Source organism: Pseudomonas sp. NFPP04, assembly GCF_900113815.1.
Taxonomy (GTDB): Bacteria; Pseudomonadota; Gammaproteobacteria; order Pseudomonadales; family Pseudomonadaceae; genus Aquipseudomonas; species Aquipseudomonas extremorientalis.
Window position 1 is genome coordinate 323707 of sequence record NZ_FOQS01000006.1, and the last position, 15241, is coordinate 338947.

13 protein-coding genes are annotated in these 15241 nt (G+C 59.1%); 5 read left to right on the forward strand and 8 right to left on the reverse strand.

All coding sequences use genetic code 11. The features are described from left to right. Nucleotides 1-179 precede the first annotated feature (179 nt). Entirely contained in the window at nucleotides 180-1157 is a 978-nt protein-coding gene (locus tag BM017_RS15880) for a sugar-binding transcriptional regulator (protein ID WP_071491483.1), read from the reverse strand. Between the two features lie 88 nt (nucleotides 1158-1245). Continuing rightward, nucleotides 1246-2418 (reverse strand): XylR family transcriptional regulator, encoded by a 1173-nt coding sequence (locus tag BM017_RS15885; protein WP_058427030.1) that lies wholly within the window; start codon nucleotides 2416-2418, stop codon nucleotides 1246-1248. Between the two features lie 139 nt (nucleotides 2419-2557). Between BM017_RS15885 and xylA the strand changes: the two genes are divergently transcribed. The 4 genes from xylA to BM017_RS15905 all read left to right on the forward strand — a co-directional run bounded on the left by xylA (nucleotide 2558) and on the right by BM017_RS15905 (nucleotide 7820). Beyond that, nucleotides 2558-3874 carry a xylose isomerase gene (xylA, locus tag BM017_RS15890; protein WP_071491485.1) on the forward strand — a complete coding sequence of 439 codons (1317 nt, stop codon included), beginning with the start codon at nucleotides 2558-2560 and terminating at the stop codon, nucleotides 3872-3874. A 263-nt stretch (nucleotides 3875-4137) separates the two neighbouring features. Beyond that, nucleotides 4138-5130 carry a D-xylose ABC transporter substrate-binding protein gene (gene xylF / locus BM017_RS15895; protein WP_092246069.1) on the forward strand — a complete coding sequence of 331 codons (993 nt, stop codon included), beginning with the start codon at nucleotides 4138-4140 and terminating at the stop codon, nucleotides 5128-5130. A gap of 5 nt (nucleotides 5131-5135) precedes the next feature. Continuing rightward, nucleotides 5136-6683 carry a D-xylose ABC transporter ATP-binding protein gene (gene xylG / locus BM017_RS15900; protein ID WP_092246072.1) on the forward strand — a complete coding sequence of 516 codons (1548 nt, stop codon included), beginning with the start codon at nucleotides 5136-5138 and terminating at the stop codon, nucleotides 6681-6683. Beyond that, complete coding sequence (locus tag BM017_RS15905) at nucleotides 6684-7820, forward strand: sugar ABC transporter permease (RefSeq protein WP_092246075.1); 1137 nt, start codon at nucleotides 6684-6686, stop codon at nucleotides 7818-7820. 96 nt (nucleotides 7821-7916) lie between these two features. Here BM017_RS15905 and BM017_RS15910 read toward each other — a convergent pair whose 3' ends face one another. The 6 genes from BM017_RS15910 to BM017_RS15935 form a co-directional block, all read right to left on the reverse strand. After that, a complete protein-coding gene (locus BM017_RS15910; RefSeq protein WP_092246078.1) occupies nucleotides 7917-8510 on the reverse strand; it encodes a LysE family translocator in 594 nt (197 codons plus the stop codon). Beyond that, nucleotides 8511-8678, reverse strand: a complete 168-nt coding sequence (locus tag BM017_RS29655) for a rubredoxin (protein ID WP_081049337.1) — start codon at nucleotides 8676-8678, stop codon at nucleotides 8511-8513. Nucleotides 8679-8696: 18 nt separating this feature from the next. Continuing rightward, on the reverse strand, nucleotides 8697-9524 hold the full coding sequence (locus BM017_RS15920) for an iron-containing redox enzyme family protein (RefSeq protein ID WP_092246082.1): 828 nt from the start codon (nucleotides 9522-9524) through the stop codon (nucleotides 8697-8699). Nucleotides 9525-9970: 446 nt separating this feature from the next. Continuing rightward, a complete protein-coding gene (locus BM017_RS15925; protein WP_071491491.1) occupies nucleotides 9971-11221 on the reverse strand; it encodes a glycoside hydrolase family 68 protein in 1251 nt (416 codons plus the stop codon). 251 nt (nucleotides 11222-11472) lie between these two features. Next, nucleotides 11473-12411: a pectate lyase family protein gene (locus tag BM017_RS15930; RefSeq protein WP_092246085.1), complete on the reverse strand. Its 939-nt coding sequence runs from the start codon at nucleotides 12409-12411 to the stop codon at nucleotides 11473-11475. 243 nt (nucleotides 12412-12654) lie between these two features. Beyond that, complete coding sequence (locus BM017_RS15935) at nucleotides 12655-14154, reverse strand: CoA-acylating methylmalonate-semialdehyde dehydrogenase (protein WP_092246087.1); 1500 nt, start codon at nucleotides 14152-14154, stop codon at nucleotides 12655-12657. Between the two features lie 109 nt (nucleotides 14155-14263). On the opposite strand from BM017_RS15935, the gene BM017_RS15940 reads away from it, so the two are divergent. After that, complete coding sequence (locus BM017_RS15940; RefSeq protein ID WP_092246090.1) at nucleotides 14264-15202, forward strand: LysR family transcriptional regulator; 939 nt, start codon at nucleotides 14264-14266, stop codon at nucleotides 15200-15202. Nucleotides 15203-15241: the final 39 nt, after the last annotated feature.

Sequence of the window (15241 nt, forward strand, 5' to 3'; positions counted from 1 at the left end):
TGGACGGGGCTTTCTGTGGCGAGCGGGCTTGCCCCGCGTTGGGCTGCGAAGCGGCCCCAGAACCTGCCAATGAGTTCTATCTGAATAAATGCTGTGCCTGGATTGGGGCGGCTTCGCCACCCAACGCGGGGCAAGCCCGCTCACCACAACAAGCGGGCTCACCACATATAAGATGTCACCTAGCGGCGCGTTGCATCATCCAGGGCAAGGATCGTGTAGGCATTCGAGACGGTCGTCGCCAGGGTGTTGATCACCCCGGAGCGCAACGCACCGAGGGTGGCCGCCGCCTTGGTGTTTTCGCTGGCAATCGCTACCACGTCGGGAATGCGCACCAGCTCCTGTACCGACAGGCCGATCACCCGGCCCTGCATGGCGTTGACCGCCGGCTGGCCGTGGATGTCGATGAAGTCGTAGCCCATCATGTCACCGACCGTACCGGACACCCGGGCCTGGGCGATTTCCTGGGGCGAGAACCAGCCCATGCGCACCATGTTGCTGTTCTCGCTCATGTCGCCGATGCCGATCAAAGCGATATCGGCGCGGCGCGCACGGTCGAGGGTGGAGCGCACGGTGTCGTTGTTGATCAGCACGCTGCGCAGTTCCGGGTTGGCCACCAGGGCCGGGGCGTACAGGGTTTCGCTCTCGGCGCCGAAACGCAGGGCCAGGCGCCGGCAGATATGGTCGGGGTTCATGTATTCGCCGGCCTTGAGCGAGCCGCCGATGGCGCAAACGAAGGTGCAGTTGCGCGTCACCGGCAGGAACACGTTCTCGGCCACGGCGCCCACGTTGCGGCCCATGCCGACGGCGACGATCATGCCGTCGCTGAGGGTCTTGTTCAGGTAGTTGGCCACCAGGCTAGCCACGGCCGAGCGCTGGGTGTCGGGGTCGCCGTGGTCGACCGCGATCAAGGCGCGGTCCAACTGGAAACGCTCGACCAGCGCCTGCTCCAACTCCGTGTTCAGGGCCGGATGCTGCAACACCCGCACCTCCACCACCCCTTCATCACGGGCGCGCTTGAGCAAGCGGCTGACCTTGACCCGCGACAGGTCGAAGCGCTTGGCAATGGCTTCCTGGGTGATGTTGTCGAGGTAATAAAGCATGGCCACTTCGGTCATCAGGTCGATGTCGCTGGCGGCACGCTGGGCACTGTCGGTCATGGGAGCTTCCATTTACGCCACAAAAAACCATTCTCCCTAGTCTGTACGGTGCAAGTCCAGCGGCGAATGGGCGATGCCTGCAAAGTTTCTAATGGCTGTGCTGGTATTCCCGTGGCGTGCAGCCGAACTCGCGGCGGAACACGGTGTGCAGGTACTGCGCCGACTTGAAGCCGCACTGCTGGGCGATGTCGGCAATCGCCAGGTGGTTGCCCTGCAAGCCCTTGGCGGCGCTGGCGAGTTTGAAGCGCAGGATCTCGTCGTGCACACTGCACCCGCGCGCCTTGCGAAAGTGCGATTCCAGCGATGAACGCGACACGCCGACATAGGCCGCCACCTGCGCCGTCTTGATGCCCTGGCAGGCGTATTGGCGGATAAACAGCAACGCCTGCATCACATAAGGGTTGCCCAAGGGTTGGTGCAGGCTCGACGCCTGCACGTTGATCGCATCCGGCGGCACCAGCACCTGCGTGCCGGTGCAAGGCTTGCCATGCAGCATCTGGTGCAACAGCGCGGCGGCGGTGCGGCCCATGGTTTCGGTGCCCTGGATCACCGAACTCAACGGCACGCGCGTGAGGGTGCGGGTCAGTGGGTCGTTGTCGATACCGATCAGCGCCACCTCTTCCGGCACCGCGATGCCGGCGGTTAGACAGGCTTGCAGCAGTTGCCGGGCGCGGGCGTCGGTGACCGCAATGATCCCGATGGGCTTGGGCAGGCTTTGCAGCCAGGCGATCTGCTGCTCCACCGCGCTGTCCCACAGCGGCGCACTGGTGCCCAGGCCGCGATAGATCTGCACTGGCAAGCCATCGCGTTGCAGCAAGCGCTTGAAGGCCTTTTCGCGCTCCTGGGCCCAGCGATTGGCCTGGGCTTCGGGCAGGCTGAAACAGGCGAACCGCGTCACACCGGCCTCGATCAAATGTTCATAGGCCAGCTTCATCAAGGCCGCATTGTCGGTGGCCACATAGGGAATGCCCTTGGGGTAGGCGCGCGCATCCTCATAAGAACCGCCCACTGCCACCACCGGCACCTTGCTGCCGGCCAGCGCCTCGCCGATCAGCGGGTCGTCGAAGTCGGCGATGATGCCGTCGCCCTGCCAGCGCTCAATGCCTTTGAGGCGGCACAGGAAGTCCTCTTCAAGGAACAAGTCCCAGGACGCGCGGGTACTGCTCAGGTAATTGCCGATGCCGGCGATGATGCCACGGTCGTAGATTTTGCTGCCGTTGAACAGCAAGGCGATGCGGTGCACGGGCGGTAGGGTTTTCATTGTTGTTGTCCTGGGGCCGGTCGCAACAGCCTAGACCCTGCCACTCAAAATCGCACCCTCCCTTGGTGATTTTCATAATCGGCAGCCCATTGGCCGTTGCTAGTATCGGGGCACCGCCAAGAACAATAAGGAAAACGCCATGCCGTACTTCCCCGGTGTCGAGAAGGTTCGCTTCGAAGGCCCCAGCAGCGACTCTGCCCTCGCCTTTCGCCATTACGACGCCAATAAAATCATCCTCGGCAAACCCATGCGCGAACACCTGCGCATGGCCGCCTGTTATTGGCACACCTTCGTCTGGCCAGGGGCGGATATGTTTGGCGTGGGCACCTTCAAACGGCCATGGCAACGCAGTGGCGAGCCGATGGATCTGGCCATCGGCAAGGCGGATGCGGCCTTCGAGTTTTTCACCAAGCTGGGCATCGACTACTACAGCTTTCACGACACGGACGTCGCCCCCGAAGGCAGCTCGCTCAAGGAATACCGCAATCACTTTGCGCAGATGGTCGACCACCTGGAACGCCATCAGGAACAGACCGGCATCAAACTGCTGTGGGGCACCGCCAACTGCTTCAGCAACCCACGCTTTGCAGCCGGCGCCGCGAGCAACCCGGACCCGGAGGTGTTTGCCTACGCCGCCGCCCAGGTGTTCAGCGCGATGAACGCGACGCTGCGGCTCAAAGGCGCCAACTATGTACTGTGGGGCGGCCGTGAAGGCTATGAAACCCTGCTCAACACCGACCTCAAGCGCGAACGCGAACAGCTCGGACGCTTTATGCGCATGGTGGTAGAGCACAAGCACAAGATCGGCTTCAAGGGCGACCTGCTGATCGAGCCCAAGCCCCAGGAGCCGACCAAACATCAATACGATTACGACAGCGCCACCGTGTTCGGCTTCCTGCATGAGTTCGGCCTGGAGCATGAGATCAAGGTCAACATTGAGGCCAACCACGCGACCCTGGCCGGGCACAGCTTTCATCATGAGATCGCAACCGCCGTGTCCCTCGGGATTTTCGGCAGCATCGACGCCAACCGTGGCGACCCGCAGAACGGCTGGGACACCGACCAGTTCCCCAACAGCGTCGAGGAAATGACCCTGGCCACTTATGAAATCCTCAAGGCCGGGGGTTTCAAGAATGGCGGCTACAATTTCGATTCCAAGGTACGCCGCCAGAGCCTCGATGAGGTGGACCTGTTCCACGGGCATGTGGCGGCCATGGATGTGTTGGCGCTGGCGCTGGAGCGGGCGGCGGCCATGGTCGAGAACGACCGGTTGCAGCAGTTCAAGGACCAGCGTTACGCCGGCTGGCAGCAGCCGCTGGGCCAGGCGGTGCTGGCGGGGGAATTCAGCCTGGAATCCCTGGCCGAGCATGCCTTTGCCCATGAGCTGAACCCGCAGGCGGTGAGTGGTCGGCAAGAGATGCTGGAAGGTATTGTGAATCGCTTTATCTACCGCTGACTGTGTGACATGCGGGTTTTTCTTGTGGCGAGCTGGCTTGTTGTGGCGAGCGGGCTTGCCCCGCGTTGGGCTGCGAAGCAGCCCCAGAACCAGGCGCCTAGGTGTGTCAGGTGAAAACATGTCGCCAGGAAAGGGGCCGCTTCGCGCCCCAACGCGGGGCAAGCCCGCTCGCCACAACAGCTCACTTGCCACAACACGCTTCATCGCCACAAATACGGTGTTTGCCTAGAGTCTTTCCAACAACAATAAAAGGACGCATAACCATGAAACGCACCCTCATCGCCACTGCCCTTGCCCTGTTCGCCCTGCCGGTGCTGGCCGACTCGGCCCACCCGAAGATCGGCTTCTCCATCGATGACTTGCGCCTGGAACGCTGGTCCCGCGACCGCGACTACTTCGTCGCCGCCGCAGAGAAACTCGACGCCAAAGTCTTCGTGCAATCCGCCGATGCCAACGAGCAAAAACAGATCTCCCAGATCGAAAACCTGATTTCCCGCGGCGTCGATGTGATCGTCATCGTACCGTTCAACGCCACCGTGCTCACCAACGCCGTCGCCGAAGCCAAGAAAGCCGGGATCAAGGTGGTGTCCTATGACCGCCTGATCCTGAATGCGGACATCGACGCCTACATCTCCTTCGATAACGAAAAGGTCGGCGAAATGCAGGCCAGCGGCGTGCTGCAAGCGGCGCCCAAGGGCAGCTACTTCCTGCTCGGCGGCGCGCCCACCGACAACAACGCCAAGGTGCTGCGCGAAGGCCAGATGAAAGTGCTGCAACCGGCCATCGACAAGGGCGATATCAAGGTGGTCGGTCAGCAGTGGGTCAAGGAATGGAACCCCACCGAAGCCCTGAGTATTGTCGAAAACGCCCTGACCCGGAACAACAACAAGATCGACGCCATCGTCGCCTCCAACGACGCCACCGCCGGCGGTGCGATCCAGGCCCTGGCCGCGCAGAAACTGGCAGGCAAGGTGCCGATCTCCGGCCAGGATGCCGACCTGGCGGCGGTCAAGCGCGTGATCGACGGCACCCAGACCATGACCGTGTACAAGCCGCTCAAGCTGATCGCCAGCGAAGCCGCCAAACTCTCGGTGCAACTGGCGCGCAATGAGCAACCCACCTACAGCTCGCAGTACGACAACGGCAGCAAAAAGGTCGACACCATCCTGCTCACCCCGACCCCGCTGACCAAGGCGAACATCGACCTGCTGGAGAAAGACGGGTTCTACACCAAAGAGCAGATGGCCGGGCAGTAAGCGCCATGGCCGACTACCTGCTGCAAATGAACGGCATCGTCAAACGCTTTGGCGGGGTCAACGCGCTGAACGGCATCGATATCAAGGTGCGGCCGGGAGAATGCGTCGGCCTGTGCGGCGAGAACGGTGCCGGTAAATCCACCTTGATGAAGGTGCTGTCGGCGGTGTATCCCCACGGCACCTGGGACGGCGAAATTCTCTGGGACGGGCAGCCGCTCAAGGCCCAGTCGATCAGCGAAACCGAAGCGGCCGGTATCGTGATCATCCACCAGGAACTGACCCTGGTGCCCGACCTGTCGGTGGCCGAAAACATCTTCATGGGTCATGAACTGACCCTGCCGGGCGGGCGGATGAACTACCCGGCGATGTTCCACCGCGCCGAAGCCTTGATGCGCGAGCTCAAGGTGCCGGACATGAACGTGGCGCTGCCGGTGTCGCAGTACGGCGGCGGCCACCAGCAACTGGTGGAAATCGCCAAGGCCCTGAACAAACAGGCGCGGCTGCTGATTCTCGACGAGCCCTCCTCGGCCCTGACCCGCTCGGAAATCGAGGTGCTGCTGGACATCATCCGCGGCCTCAAGGCCAAGGGCGTGGCCTGCGTGTACATCTCCCACAAGCTCGATGAAGTGGCGGCGGTGTGCGACACCGTTGCGGTGATCCGCGACGGCAAGCACATCGCGACCACCGCCATGGCCGACATGGACATCGCACAAATCATCACCCAGATGGTCGGCCGCGAGATGAGCAACCTCTACCCCACCGCACCCCATGCGGTGGGCGAGGTGATTTTCGAGGCACGCAACGTCACCTGCCATGACGTCGACAACCCCAGGCGCAAGCGCGTGGACGATGTGTCCTTTGTGCTCAAGCGCGGGGAAATCCTCGGCATTGCCGGGCTGGTCGGTGCCGGGCGCACAGAGCTGGTGTCGGCACTGTTCGGCGCCTACCCCGGTCGCTACAGTGCCGAGGTGTGGCTGGACGGCCAGGTGATCGACACGCGCACCCCGCTCAAATCGATCCGCGCCGGGCTGTGCATGGTGCCCGAGGACCGCAAGCGCCAGGGCATCATTCCCGACTTCGGCGTGGGCCAGAACATCACCCTGGCGGTACTCGACACCTACGCGCACCTGACGCGCATCGACGCCGAAGCCGAACTGGGCAGCATCGACCAGCAGATTGCACGCCTGCACCTCAAGACCGCCAGCCCGTTCCTGCCGATCACCAGCCTGTCCGGTGGCAACCAGCAAAAGGCCGTGCTGGCGAAAATGCTGATGGCCAGGCCTCGCGTGCTGATCCTCGATGAGCCCACACGCGGGGTGGACGTGGGCGCCAAGTATGAGATCTACAAATTGATGGGCGCGCTGGCGGCCGAGGGAGTGTCGATCATCATGGTTTCCTCGGAGCTGGCCGAAGTGCTCGGCGTATCCAACCGCGTGCTGGTGATCGGCGACGGCCAGTTGCGCGGCGACTTCATCAATGACGGGCTCACCCAGGAACAGGTGCTCGCCGCGGCGCTCAGCCAACACAATAATAATGATCGGAAGACCGCGTAGATGAATCAGCTCAAACAGCTGTTTACCCGCTACAAAATGCTAGCCCTGGTGATCGCCGTGGCGGTGATCTGGCTGTTTTTCAGTTGGCAGACCGAGGGGGGCTTCCTTACACCGCGCAACCTGTCCAACCTGCTGCGTCAGATGTCGATCACCGGGATCCTGGCGTGCGGTATGGTGCTGGTGATCATCAGCGGCGAGATCGATTTGTCGGTGGGCTCGTTGCTCGGCTTGCTGGGCGGGTTGGCGGCGATCCTGGACGTGGTGTATCACGTGCCGCTATTGGCGAACCTGAGCCTGGTTGCCCTGTGCGGTTTGATGATCGGGTTGGCCAACGGCTACATGACGGCCTACCTGCGTATCCCATCGTTTATCGTTGGCCTGGGGGGGATGTTGGCGTTTCGCGGGATTCTCCTGGGGATCACGGGCGGTACCACCATTGCGCCGGTGTCGCCTTCCTTGGTGTATGTGGGCCAAGGGTATTTGCCCCATTCGGTCGGGATCGGCCTCGGTGTCTTACTGTTTGCCCTGACCCTGTTCCTCACCTGGAAACAACGGCGCAACCGCGCACTGCATGGCCTGGCTGCGCATTCATTGGTGCGTGATGTGCTGCGCGTGGTAGTGATCGGCGCGGTGCTGGCCGGGTTTGTCACCACCCTCAACAGCTACGACGGCATCCCCGTGCCGGTGCTGCTGTTGCTGGTACTGCTCGGTGTATTCAGCTACGTCACCAGCCAGACCGTGTTCGGCCGCCGGGTGTACGCGGTGGGCAGCAATATGGAAGCCACGCGCCTGTCGGGCATCAACGTGCAGGCAGTGAAACTGTGGATCTTCGGCATCATGGGCGTGATGTGCGCGCTCGCCGGATTGGTCAACACCGCTCGCCTGGCTGCCGGCTCGCCGTCGGCGGGTAACATGGGTGAGCTGGATGCCATAGCCGCGTGTTTTATCGGCGGCACATCGATGCGCGGCGGCTCGGGCACGGTGTATGGCGCGTTGCTCGGGGCGTTGGTGATTACCAGCCTGGATAACGGCATGTCGATGCTGGATGTGGACAGTTACTGGCAGATGATCGTGAAGGGCAGCATTCTGGTGCTGGCGGTTTGGGTGGATGTGAGTACCCGCACAGGTCGGCGCTAGGAACGCAAGATTAATGTGGGAGGTGGCTCGCCCCCGATGGCGGTGGATGAGTCAGCTTACCTCTAGCTGACTCATCCACCGCCATCGGGGGCAAGCCTATAGCGATAGAGCACAAGCCATCTGCCAGCCCGCAAATCCAATCAGACACACCCCGCTCGCTCGATTGAGCACACCAAAACCTGAACGTTCAGCAAACAGCTTCTTCATCCCCCCACCCCCTGCTGCATACAACATTTGCCCGAGAAACGAGCCCACTAGAACACCCAGCAAATTCCAGTAGATTCCCTGCCCCTGAAGCTGGGCGCCGCTGGCGATGGCATAGGAAGAAATCGCCGCAATGGTGAACGGGCTAGTCAACGTCAGTAAAAAGACCGGTACAAATCCTGCGGTGCACGTTATCTGCATCGTGCCAGCAGCGTTCTTGAATGTGGTAACACCAAGATAAAGGAGGTAGGCAATCGCTCCCCACGTCAATAGCTGATGATTGTCGACCCAAAATGCTTCGACCACCTTCAAGCCTGTAAAGGCGACAGCTGCAAATACCGCGTCGGCAACTGCCGCCCCCAGGGCTGCGGGCAATGCACTGCGAAAGCCAAAGACGATGGACTGCCTTAGAATGATCAAGGCTATCGGTCCAACGCTTATTGAAAGCAGTGTCGAAAATAGCATTGCACTCAGAAAGTCGTGCATTTACCTCACAATCTCTCTGAACATTTTTTTCTTTGCCCGACAGTGCGGACACTGAAAATTGTCGTCTAGCTCGCCCCACCTTGTTCCTGCCTCAACGTCGACTAGAAGCTCACCCAATGCCTCGGAATAAACGTAGTGACAGATCTGACACTCATAAGACTTATACATGTAGACAATCTCCAGAATTCAAAGACTCTGCGGGTCGGCAAGGCGACGATTAAGTGCCGAAAACATATGTTCAAAACCGTCCATGAATGCCATCGCACCGCGCATGGCTTGTGGAGCGATACCTGGGTTTTTCTCCAAGTATGAAATTACGATCTCCCGCCCGGTCGCTACGTGCATGGGTTCGACTTCGCAGTGGATAGCGAAGAACGCCAAGACCGGGTCTTCCTCATCCACCAAGCCATACTCACGGGCGTATTTTTTAAACCCTTCAAGAAAGTACTGAAACTCTCTGGACGAGGTCATTTCCGAAGCCAAATGAAAACCCAACGCTTCGCCCAAAAACTCGGAGCGGTACATCCTATGCGTGTTATTCCCCATCGCAGTACCCTCTGGGAGTACGTTAGACGGATTAAACAGATCAGCATCGGAAAGCCCCAGATGAGTCGTCAGTTGTTTAAACATCTGATGATGGGTAGGCAGCATATGTTTACTATGCTGGTGCAGACCATACTCATCAACCGAAGCATAAAGAATATGCGCAGCCTTGGCTGTGCCATTCCACATATCCTCCTTGATCCATTCATCCGTAACACGTGCAGCCAACGCAACGATTCCCGCAGGCACGTCTTTAAAAAAAGCCCAAAGGGTGCCAAAAAACAAGGCCATACCCTGATGCGTCAGAGGACGAGCAGAGATAATCTCGCCGAATTTTTCAAGTTCCCTAAGCGCGGCATGCCGGACAATTGCATTAGCCACCTCGTTGTAACCGGCCTCGCACACTCTATAAATCTCATTCTTAGAGAGCCTTTCATTTGATCTGTTTTTCACTAAATCTTGAGCATCCATCATTTTCATCCTTATTTTTATAAAAAATGACTTAACACCTTTAAAGCAAGCGATTAAATTATTTATCCGCACATAAATTTGTCAAGCCAAAACACCTCATGATTTTGTATCACACATCTTAAACGCTCACTGTAGAGCGTTCCTGCACGATAAAAAAAAACCGCCAGCAAACCAGCAACTAAGTCCTACCGATAATACTGTAGGCTGCGTTTGTAAGACGAATACCATCCGAAGGAAATTCCCATCACCAATTAAACCATCCATTAGTTTATTTATTCATCAATTAAACATGCTCGCACTGACACACCCTGCTCTACACCGCCAGCTTGCTCGACAGTGCTTCGGCCACCGAACTGGATTGCGGTTAAAAAAGTGGGAGGAGGCAAGCCCCCTCCCACTTTTGCATCGGTTTACACCAGATGATCAGGCTGACGATTGCACGGCAGTCACTGGCTCAACACTACATCGCGCATCGCCGGGATGTAGCCATAGTCATAAGCCTCCTGCACAAACGAACGATCGCCCTTCAACACAATCCTGACCGTCGGCGCTTCGGTGCCGCCGATACGGTAGTCATCGCCAGTGGTGGGCACACTGTCGATAAACGATGTCACGAGGCCGTTGGGCATTACACAGTGGGAGTATGTCTGGAAGGGCTGCGAAGGCGGATTGCCGAGCACCAGGCCGGAGGCGTTCATCGGTGTGTAAGGGCCGAACAGCCGGTCGCTGACGAAACCATACACACCATCCGGGCCCGTCACGCCGTCCGCGTAGGTGAACTTGTGACTGATGGTGAACAGGTAGTACTTGTTGTCCTGGAACACATAGTGCGGCCGTTCGGTCTGGTCGTTCACACCAACGGCGGTCACCAGCGGTGGCAAAATCTCCCACTCGTCACCGTTGAGGTCTTTGGCCACCGCAATGCCGATGCAGCCGACCTGATAACGCGCACCGCCGACATCTTCATGCCCGGGCGGCACCAGGCCTATTTCATTCGGGCCTACTTCGTGTGTCCCGCGCTCGCCGGCAACGTTGCCTTCGAACACCATGTACAACCTGCCATCTTTTGGATCGATAAAGGGGCTGGGATCGCGAAAGTTCCAAGTCGAATTTTGCGCTTCGGTTTGGTAATAGATACCGTCGGCATCAAACAACGATTTGACCTGATCAAAGCCCCGCAGGGTCACGCCGGTATCCGAGGTGACCACCTGGCCCCTGACTTTGGCAATGGTGGCGCCCGGTGTGACGCAGGTGTAATACAGGTCGATATCGCCGTTGTTATTCAGCAGGATCGGTGTACCTGCCCATTCCCGCGTGGTCGGCGAAACCCCTTCGGCCATGACACGGCCGCCGAAGATCCAGTCCTTGCCGGTGCGCGAATACCAGTAGCAGATACGCGCATGGCCATGGCGGTCTTCCCAGTCGCGCTTGATGTCGTAACGGCCATCGGCGTTGATGAATTGTGGATCATGGGGGCGACGATCAGCCGTCAGGGTGAAGATCACTGACCAGCCATTGACCGATACCACCGTACCATCCAGTTCACGCAAGGGCATGGTGTCCCAGATAAAGACCGTGTCACTCATGACAGGAAAGTCAGGACTCACTAACGGCTGTGTCGTCGTCGGGTCATTCTCATTAACTTTCAGCGCATCGGCCCGTGTCCAGCGAGTGGGTGTGTGATTCGCATGTTTCATGATGATGTCCTTTTGCTGACGCTTAAGTGACAAGCGAAGATTAAATAGCACATGACAGCCAACAACTTGATAGTGGCTGAAAGAGCAAGGGATAGTTGGCTCTGCAAGTGCAAAACAAGGTTTAACATGGAAGCCTGCCTGTCGCAATATGAAGAATTATTTAGATTAGAAAGGCCATCACTGTATTTATATCCTTGATATAAATACAGTGGCACTCGCATTAATTGATCACTAAGTAGAAAGCTAGCTAATCAACTACCAAAGACCAGTGCAACCGACTGGGCGCCGGCATTCTTCTGGGTAAAATCCTTGGCTTGTGCGGCGGTCTTCAAGGTATAGCCATAGTTGGATGAGGCCGTCCACTGCGCCTTGGGCGACTTCTGATTAGTGATTGGCGGCACACTGTTGATGTCGGTGAAGGTCCCGGTGCCCTTGTCATCCAACATGCCTTTATTCTGGCTGCCTTCGCCAAAGTAATTACTTTCAGAAAGGATGTTGGCATTTTGTGCCAGGGTAAAACCGAGGTGGAAGTTATTGATGTAGTTGTTGTACACATGAAAATAACCGTAACGCATCAAGCCAGGCGCACGCACTTCCATGTTGTCGAAGCGGTTATGGCACAGTGTCAGGCGTGGGTAGCCATTGAACGCGGCATTATTATCATCCGCCGGGTGACCGAAGATCAGACCATACTTATGACTGCCAAAGAAGCAGTGACTGATGGTGGCATAATCGGCCTTTTCCCCGATATACAGCAGTTTATCTTCGCTGCCGTCAGTGGTGGACCAGCTGTGCCCGACGAAAGAGCAATGGTCAATCCAATACTTGCTGCCGTAGTTCAAGTAGACCTGGATATCGTCATTGGCCTTGATACTTGCCGAGTGCTTGAAGATAAGATTCTGCAGAATGATGTTCTGCGACTGCGCCGTTGCACGCAGGTGAATATTCTCCAGGGTGCGGTTCTGGAACGAGCCAATCAGGGTCTTGTTGGCGCCCATGTTGACTTTGGTCAGGCTCGACGCCGAGATATTACTGTTGATCACCAGTACCCGTGGGGTGGTGTCGCCGATATTGGCCTTGAGTTGATCGAGCGTGGTGATACTGACCACGGGGCCGGACCAGCCACCTGTCACTTTTGCCGCTTGGGCGAAACCGATCAGACCGGTGAGTCTGCTTTCTGGGTAGGACATGAGTTCCCTCTCTATCAATAAAAATGGCTCGGTAAGACGAGCCTGTGCATCAAGTTAATCCGTTAACTTGCACACAGTGTCTGGCAGGACTGAGGTTGCCGGTGTTGGTCGATCAGCGCTTAAACACTGTGTTTATATACAGTATTGTGCATTCGCACGACCGTCAACCCTCAAGTGGAAAACAATCGAAAGTGGGAGGGGGCAAGCCCCTCCCACATTTGCCCTGCTGTGTTCTTTTGCCCGTTATTTGGACACCGGCATCGCAAACTCCGCGCCCTGCTCGATGCTTTCCGACCAGCGCTGCATGATCGACTTTTGCTTGGTATAGAAGCGCACGCCCTCGGTGCCATAGGCGTGCATGTCGCCGAACAAACTCTTCTTCCAACCACCAAAGCCATGCCAGGCCATCGGCACCGGGATCGGCACGTTGATGCCGACCATGCCCACTTCAATGCGCCGTGCGAATTCGCGGGCGATGTGGCCGTCGCGGGTAAAGCAGCTGACGCCGTTGCCGAATTCGTGGTCGTTGACCAGCTTGATCGCCTCGGCAAAGTCATTCACGCGCACGCACGCCAGTACCGGGCCGAAGATCTCTTCGCGGTAGATGCTCATCTCTTGGGTCACGTGGTCGAACAGGGTCGCGCCGAGCCAGAAGCCATTTTCCAGGCCGGCCTCGGTGGGCACATAGTCGCGCCCATCGAGCAGCAACTGCGCGCCGGCCTGCACGCCTTGTTCGATGTAGCCGCTGATGCGCTCCAGGGCGGCGCGGGACACAATCGGGCCCATCTCGGCCTTGAGGTCGCGGCCGTCGGTGATGCGCAGGTGCCTGGCGCGCTCGGTCAGCGCCGCGATGACTTTGTCGCCCACATCGCCCACCAGCACCGCCACGGAGATGGCCATGCAGCGTTCGCCGGCACTGCCGTAGGCGGCGCCCATCAAGGCGTCGACGGTTTTGTCGAGATCGGCGTCGGGCATTACCACCATGTGGTTTTTTGCGCCGCCCAGGCCTTGCACGCGCTTGCCGTTGCGCGCACCGGTCTCGTAGATGTACTGGGCAATCGGCGTGGAGCCAACAAAGCTCACGGCCTTGACGTCCGGGTGCTCGATCAGCGCATCCACCGATTCCTTGTCGCCCTGCACCACGTTGAACACGCCTTTGGGCAGGCCGGCTTCGCGCAGCAGTTCGGCCATGAACAGCGAGGCGCTCGGGTCGGTGGGGCTTGGCTTGAGGATGAAGGTGTTGCCCGCCGCGATGGCGATCGGGTACATCCACATCGGCACCATCACCGGGAAGTTGAACGGCGTGACACCCGCCACCACGCCCAGCGGTTGGCGCATCGTCCAGTTGTCCATGCCACGGGATACCTGGTCGGAATGCTCGCCTTTGAGCAGGTTGGGGATGCCGCAGGCGAACTCCAGGATATCGATGCCACGATCCACTTCACCCTGGGCGTCGGTGAAGACCTTGCCGTGTTCGGCGACGATGATGCGCGCCAGGTCGTCCTTGCGCTCACGCAGCAGGTGCAGGTATTCGAACAGCACGCGGGCACGGCGGATCGGCGGGGTGTCGGCCCAACCGGCGAACGCGGCCTGGGCGGCGGCGACGGCTTCGGACACGGTCTGGCGGCTGGCCAAGGCGACGCGGCCGGTCTTTTCGCCGGTGGCCGGGTTGTAGACGTCCTGATAGCGATCGTCGCGGGACACGCGCTGGTCGTTGATGTAGTGCTCGATGGTGGTGGTCATGGCAGTAGATCCCAGGTGGATAGCGTTGGGGACCACGATAGGCTTTCGATTTGTTCCAAACCAGAGCAGAATCCAGAACTTATTGTCCAGCATAGCGAACAATCCACCCATGGAAAAATCCGAGATCGAAGGGCTGTGGACCCATATCCACTGGCTGTCGGTGCTGGAGGAACAAGGCACCTACACCGCCGCCGCCGCACGCCTGGGCGTGAGCAAGTCGGCGGTGAGCCAGCGTATTTCCGACCTGGAAAAAGCCACCGGCACGCGGCTGGTCACCCGCACCACGCGCAGCGTCAGGCTGACCGATGCGGGGCTGTCGTTGACCCGTGAAGTGCGCAGCGCCTATGAGCAGATCGCCCGCAGCTTTTCCTCGGTACGCGACTCGGTTGGCGAGATTCGCGGGCTGGTACGGCTGACCGCGCCGGTGGCGTTCGCCCGTCAGCAATTGGTGCCGCACTTGTCGGAATTCCTGCAACAGTACCCGCAGGTGCGCATTCAACTGGACGTGTCCGACGCCCTGAGTTCACTGGCCGCCGAAGGCTACGACCTGGCCGTGCGCCACGGCTTCCAGGTGCCGGAAACCCATGTGGCCTGGAAGCTGTGCGACACCGGCTCGGTGCTGGTCGCCACCCGGGAATACCTGCAACGCCACGGCGAGCCTCGCGAACCCAATGACCTGTGCGCCCATAACTGCCTGTTCTACCCTCGCGGCGCCGACCAGCCGGCCTGGACCTTCGAGCGTGGCACTAAAAACGTCGAACGCCTCACCGTGCCCATCGCCGGCAGCTTCGCCACCAACAACAGCGAAGCCCTGCGCGATGCGGCCCTCAATCACCTGGGCATCGCCCTGCTCCCCGACTTCAGCGCCCACGCCGCCCTGGCCGGCGGCAAGCTGGTGCAGGTGCTCAAGGGCTGGACGCTCAAGGGCGCATTCGCCAACGAGATCTACCTGATCCGACCGTATTCGCCCCATGTGCCTAAGGCGGTGAGTGCGTTGGTGGGGTTTCTGAAAACTGAATTGTCGGGTGGGTTTCGCTTTACGGGGTGATCTTTTACGCTTGCCCAACGAAACTAAAAGTCCATAATA

What these genes read in the sequence shown, in the direction of transcription:
- BM017_RS15935 (WP_092246087.1), bottom strand. Translation starts at nt 14,154, where the DNA reads ATGACCACCACCATCGAGCACTACATCAACGACCAGCGCGTGTCCCGC.
- BM017_RS15905 (WP_092246075.1), top strand. Translation starts at nt 6,684, where the DNA reads ATGAATCAGCTCAAACAGCTGTTTACCCGCTACAAAATGCTAGCCCTG.
- xylG (WP_092246072.1), top strand. Translation starts at nt 5,136, where the DNA reads ATGGCCGACTACCTGCTGCAAATGAACGGCATCGTCAAACGCTTTGGC.
- BM017_RS15925 (WP_071491491.1), bottom strand. Translation starts at nt 11,221, where the DNA reads ATGAAACATGCGAATCACACACCCACTCGCTGGACACGGGCCGATGCG.
- BM017_RS15940 (WP_092246090.1), top strand. Translation starts at nt 14,264, where the DNA reads ATGGAAAAATCCGAGATCGAAGGGCTGTGGACCCATATCCACTGGCTG.
- xylF (WP_092246069.1), top strand. Translation starts at nt 4,138, where the DNA reads ATGAAACGCACCCTCATCGCCACTGCCCTTGCCCTGTTCGCCCTGCCG.
- BM017_RS15880 (WP_071491483.1), bottom strand. Translation starts at nt 1,157, where the DNA reads ATGACCGACAGTGCCCAGCGTGCCGCCAGCGACATCGACCTGATGACC.
- BM017_RS15910 (WP_092246078.1), bottom strand. Translation starts at nt 8,510, where the DNA reads ATGCACGACTTTCTGAGTGCAATGCTATTTTCGACACTGCTTTCAATA.
- BM017_RS15920 (WP_092246082.1), bottom strand. Translation starts at nt 9,524, where the DNA reads ATGGATGCTCAAGATTTAGTGAAAAACAGATCAAATGAAAGGCTCTCT.
- BM017_RS29655 (WP_081049337.1), bottom strand. Translation starts at nt 8,678, where the DNA reads ATGTATAAGTCTTATGAGTGTCAGATCTGTCACTACGTTTATTCCGAG.
- BM017_RS15930 (WP_092246085.1), bottom strand. Translation starts at nt 12,411, where the DNA reads ATGTCCTACCCAGAAAGCAGACTCACCGGTCTGATCGGTTTCGCCCAA.
- xylA (WP_071491485.1), top strand. Translation starts at nt 2,558, where the DNA reads ATGCCGTACTTCCCCGGTGTCGAGAAGGTTCGCTTCGAAGGCCCCAGC.
- BM017_RS15885 (WP_058427030.1), bottom strand. Translation starts at nt 2,418, where the DNA reads ATGAAAACCCTACCGCCCGTGCACCGCATCGCCTTGCTGTTCAACGGC.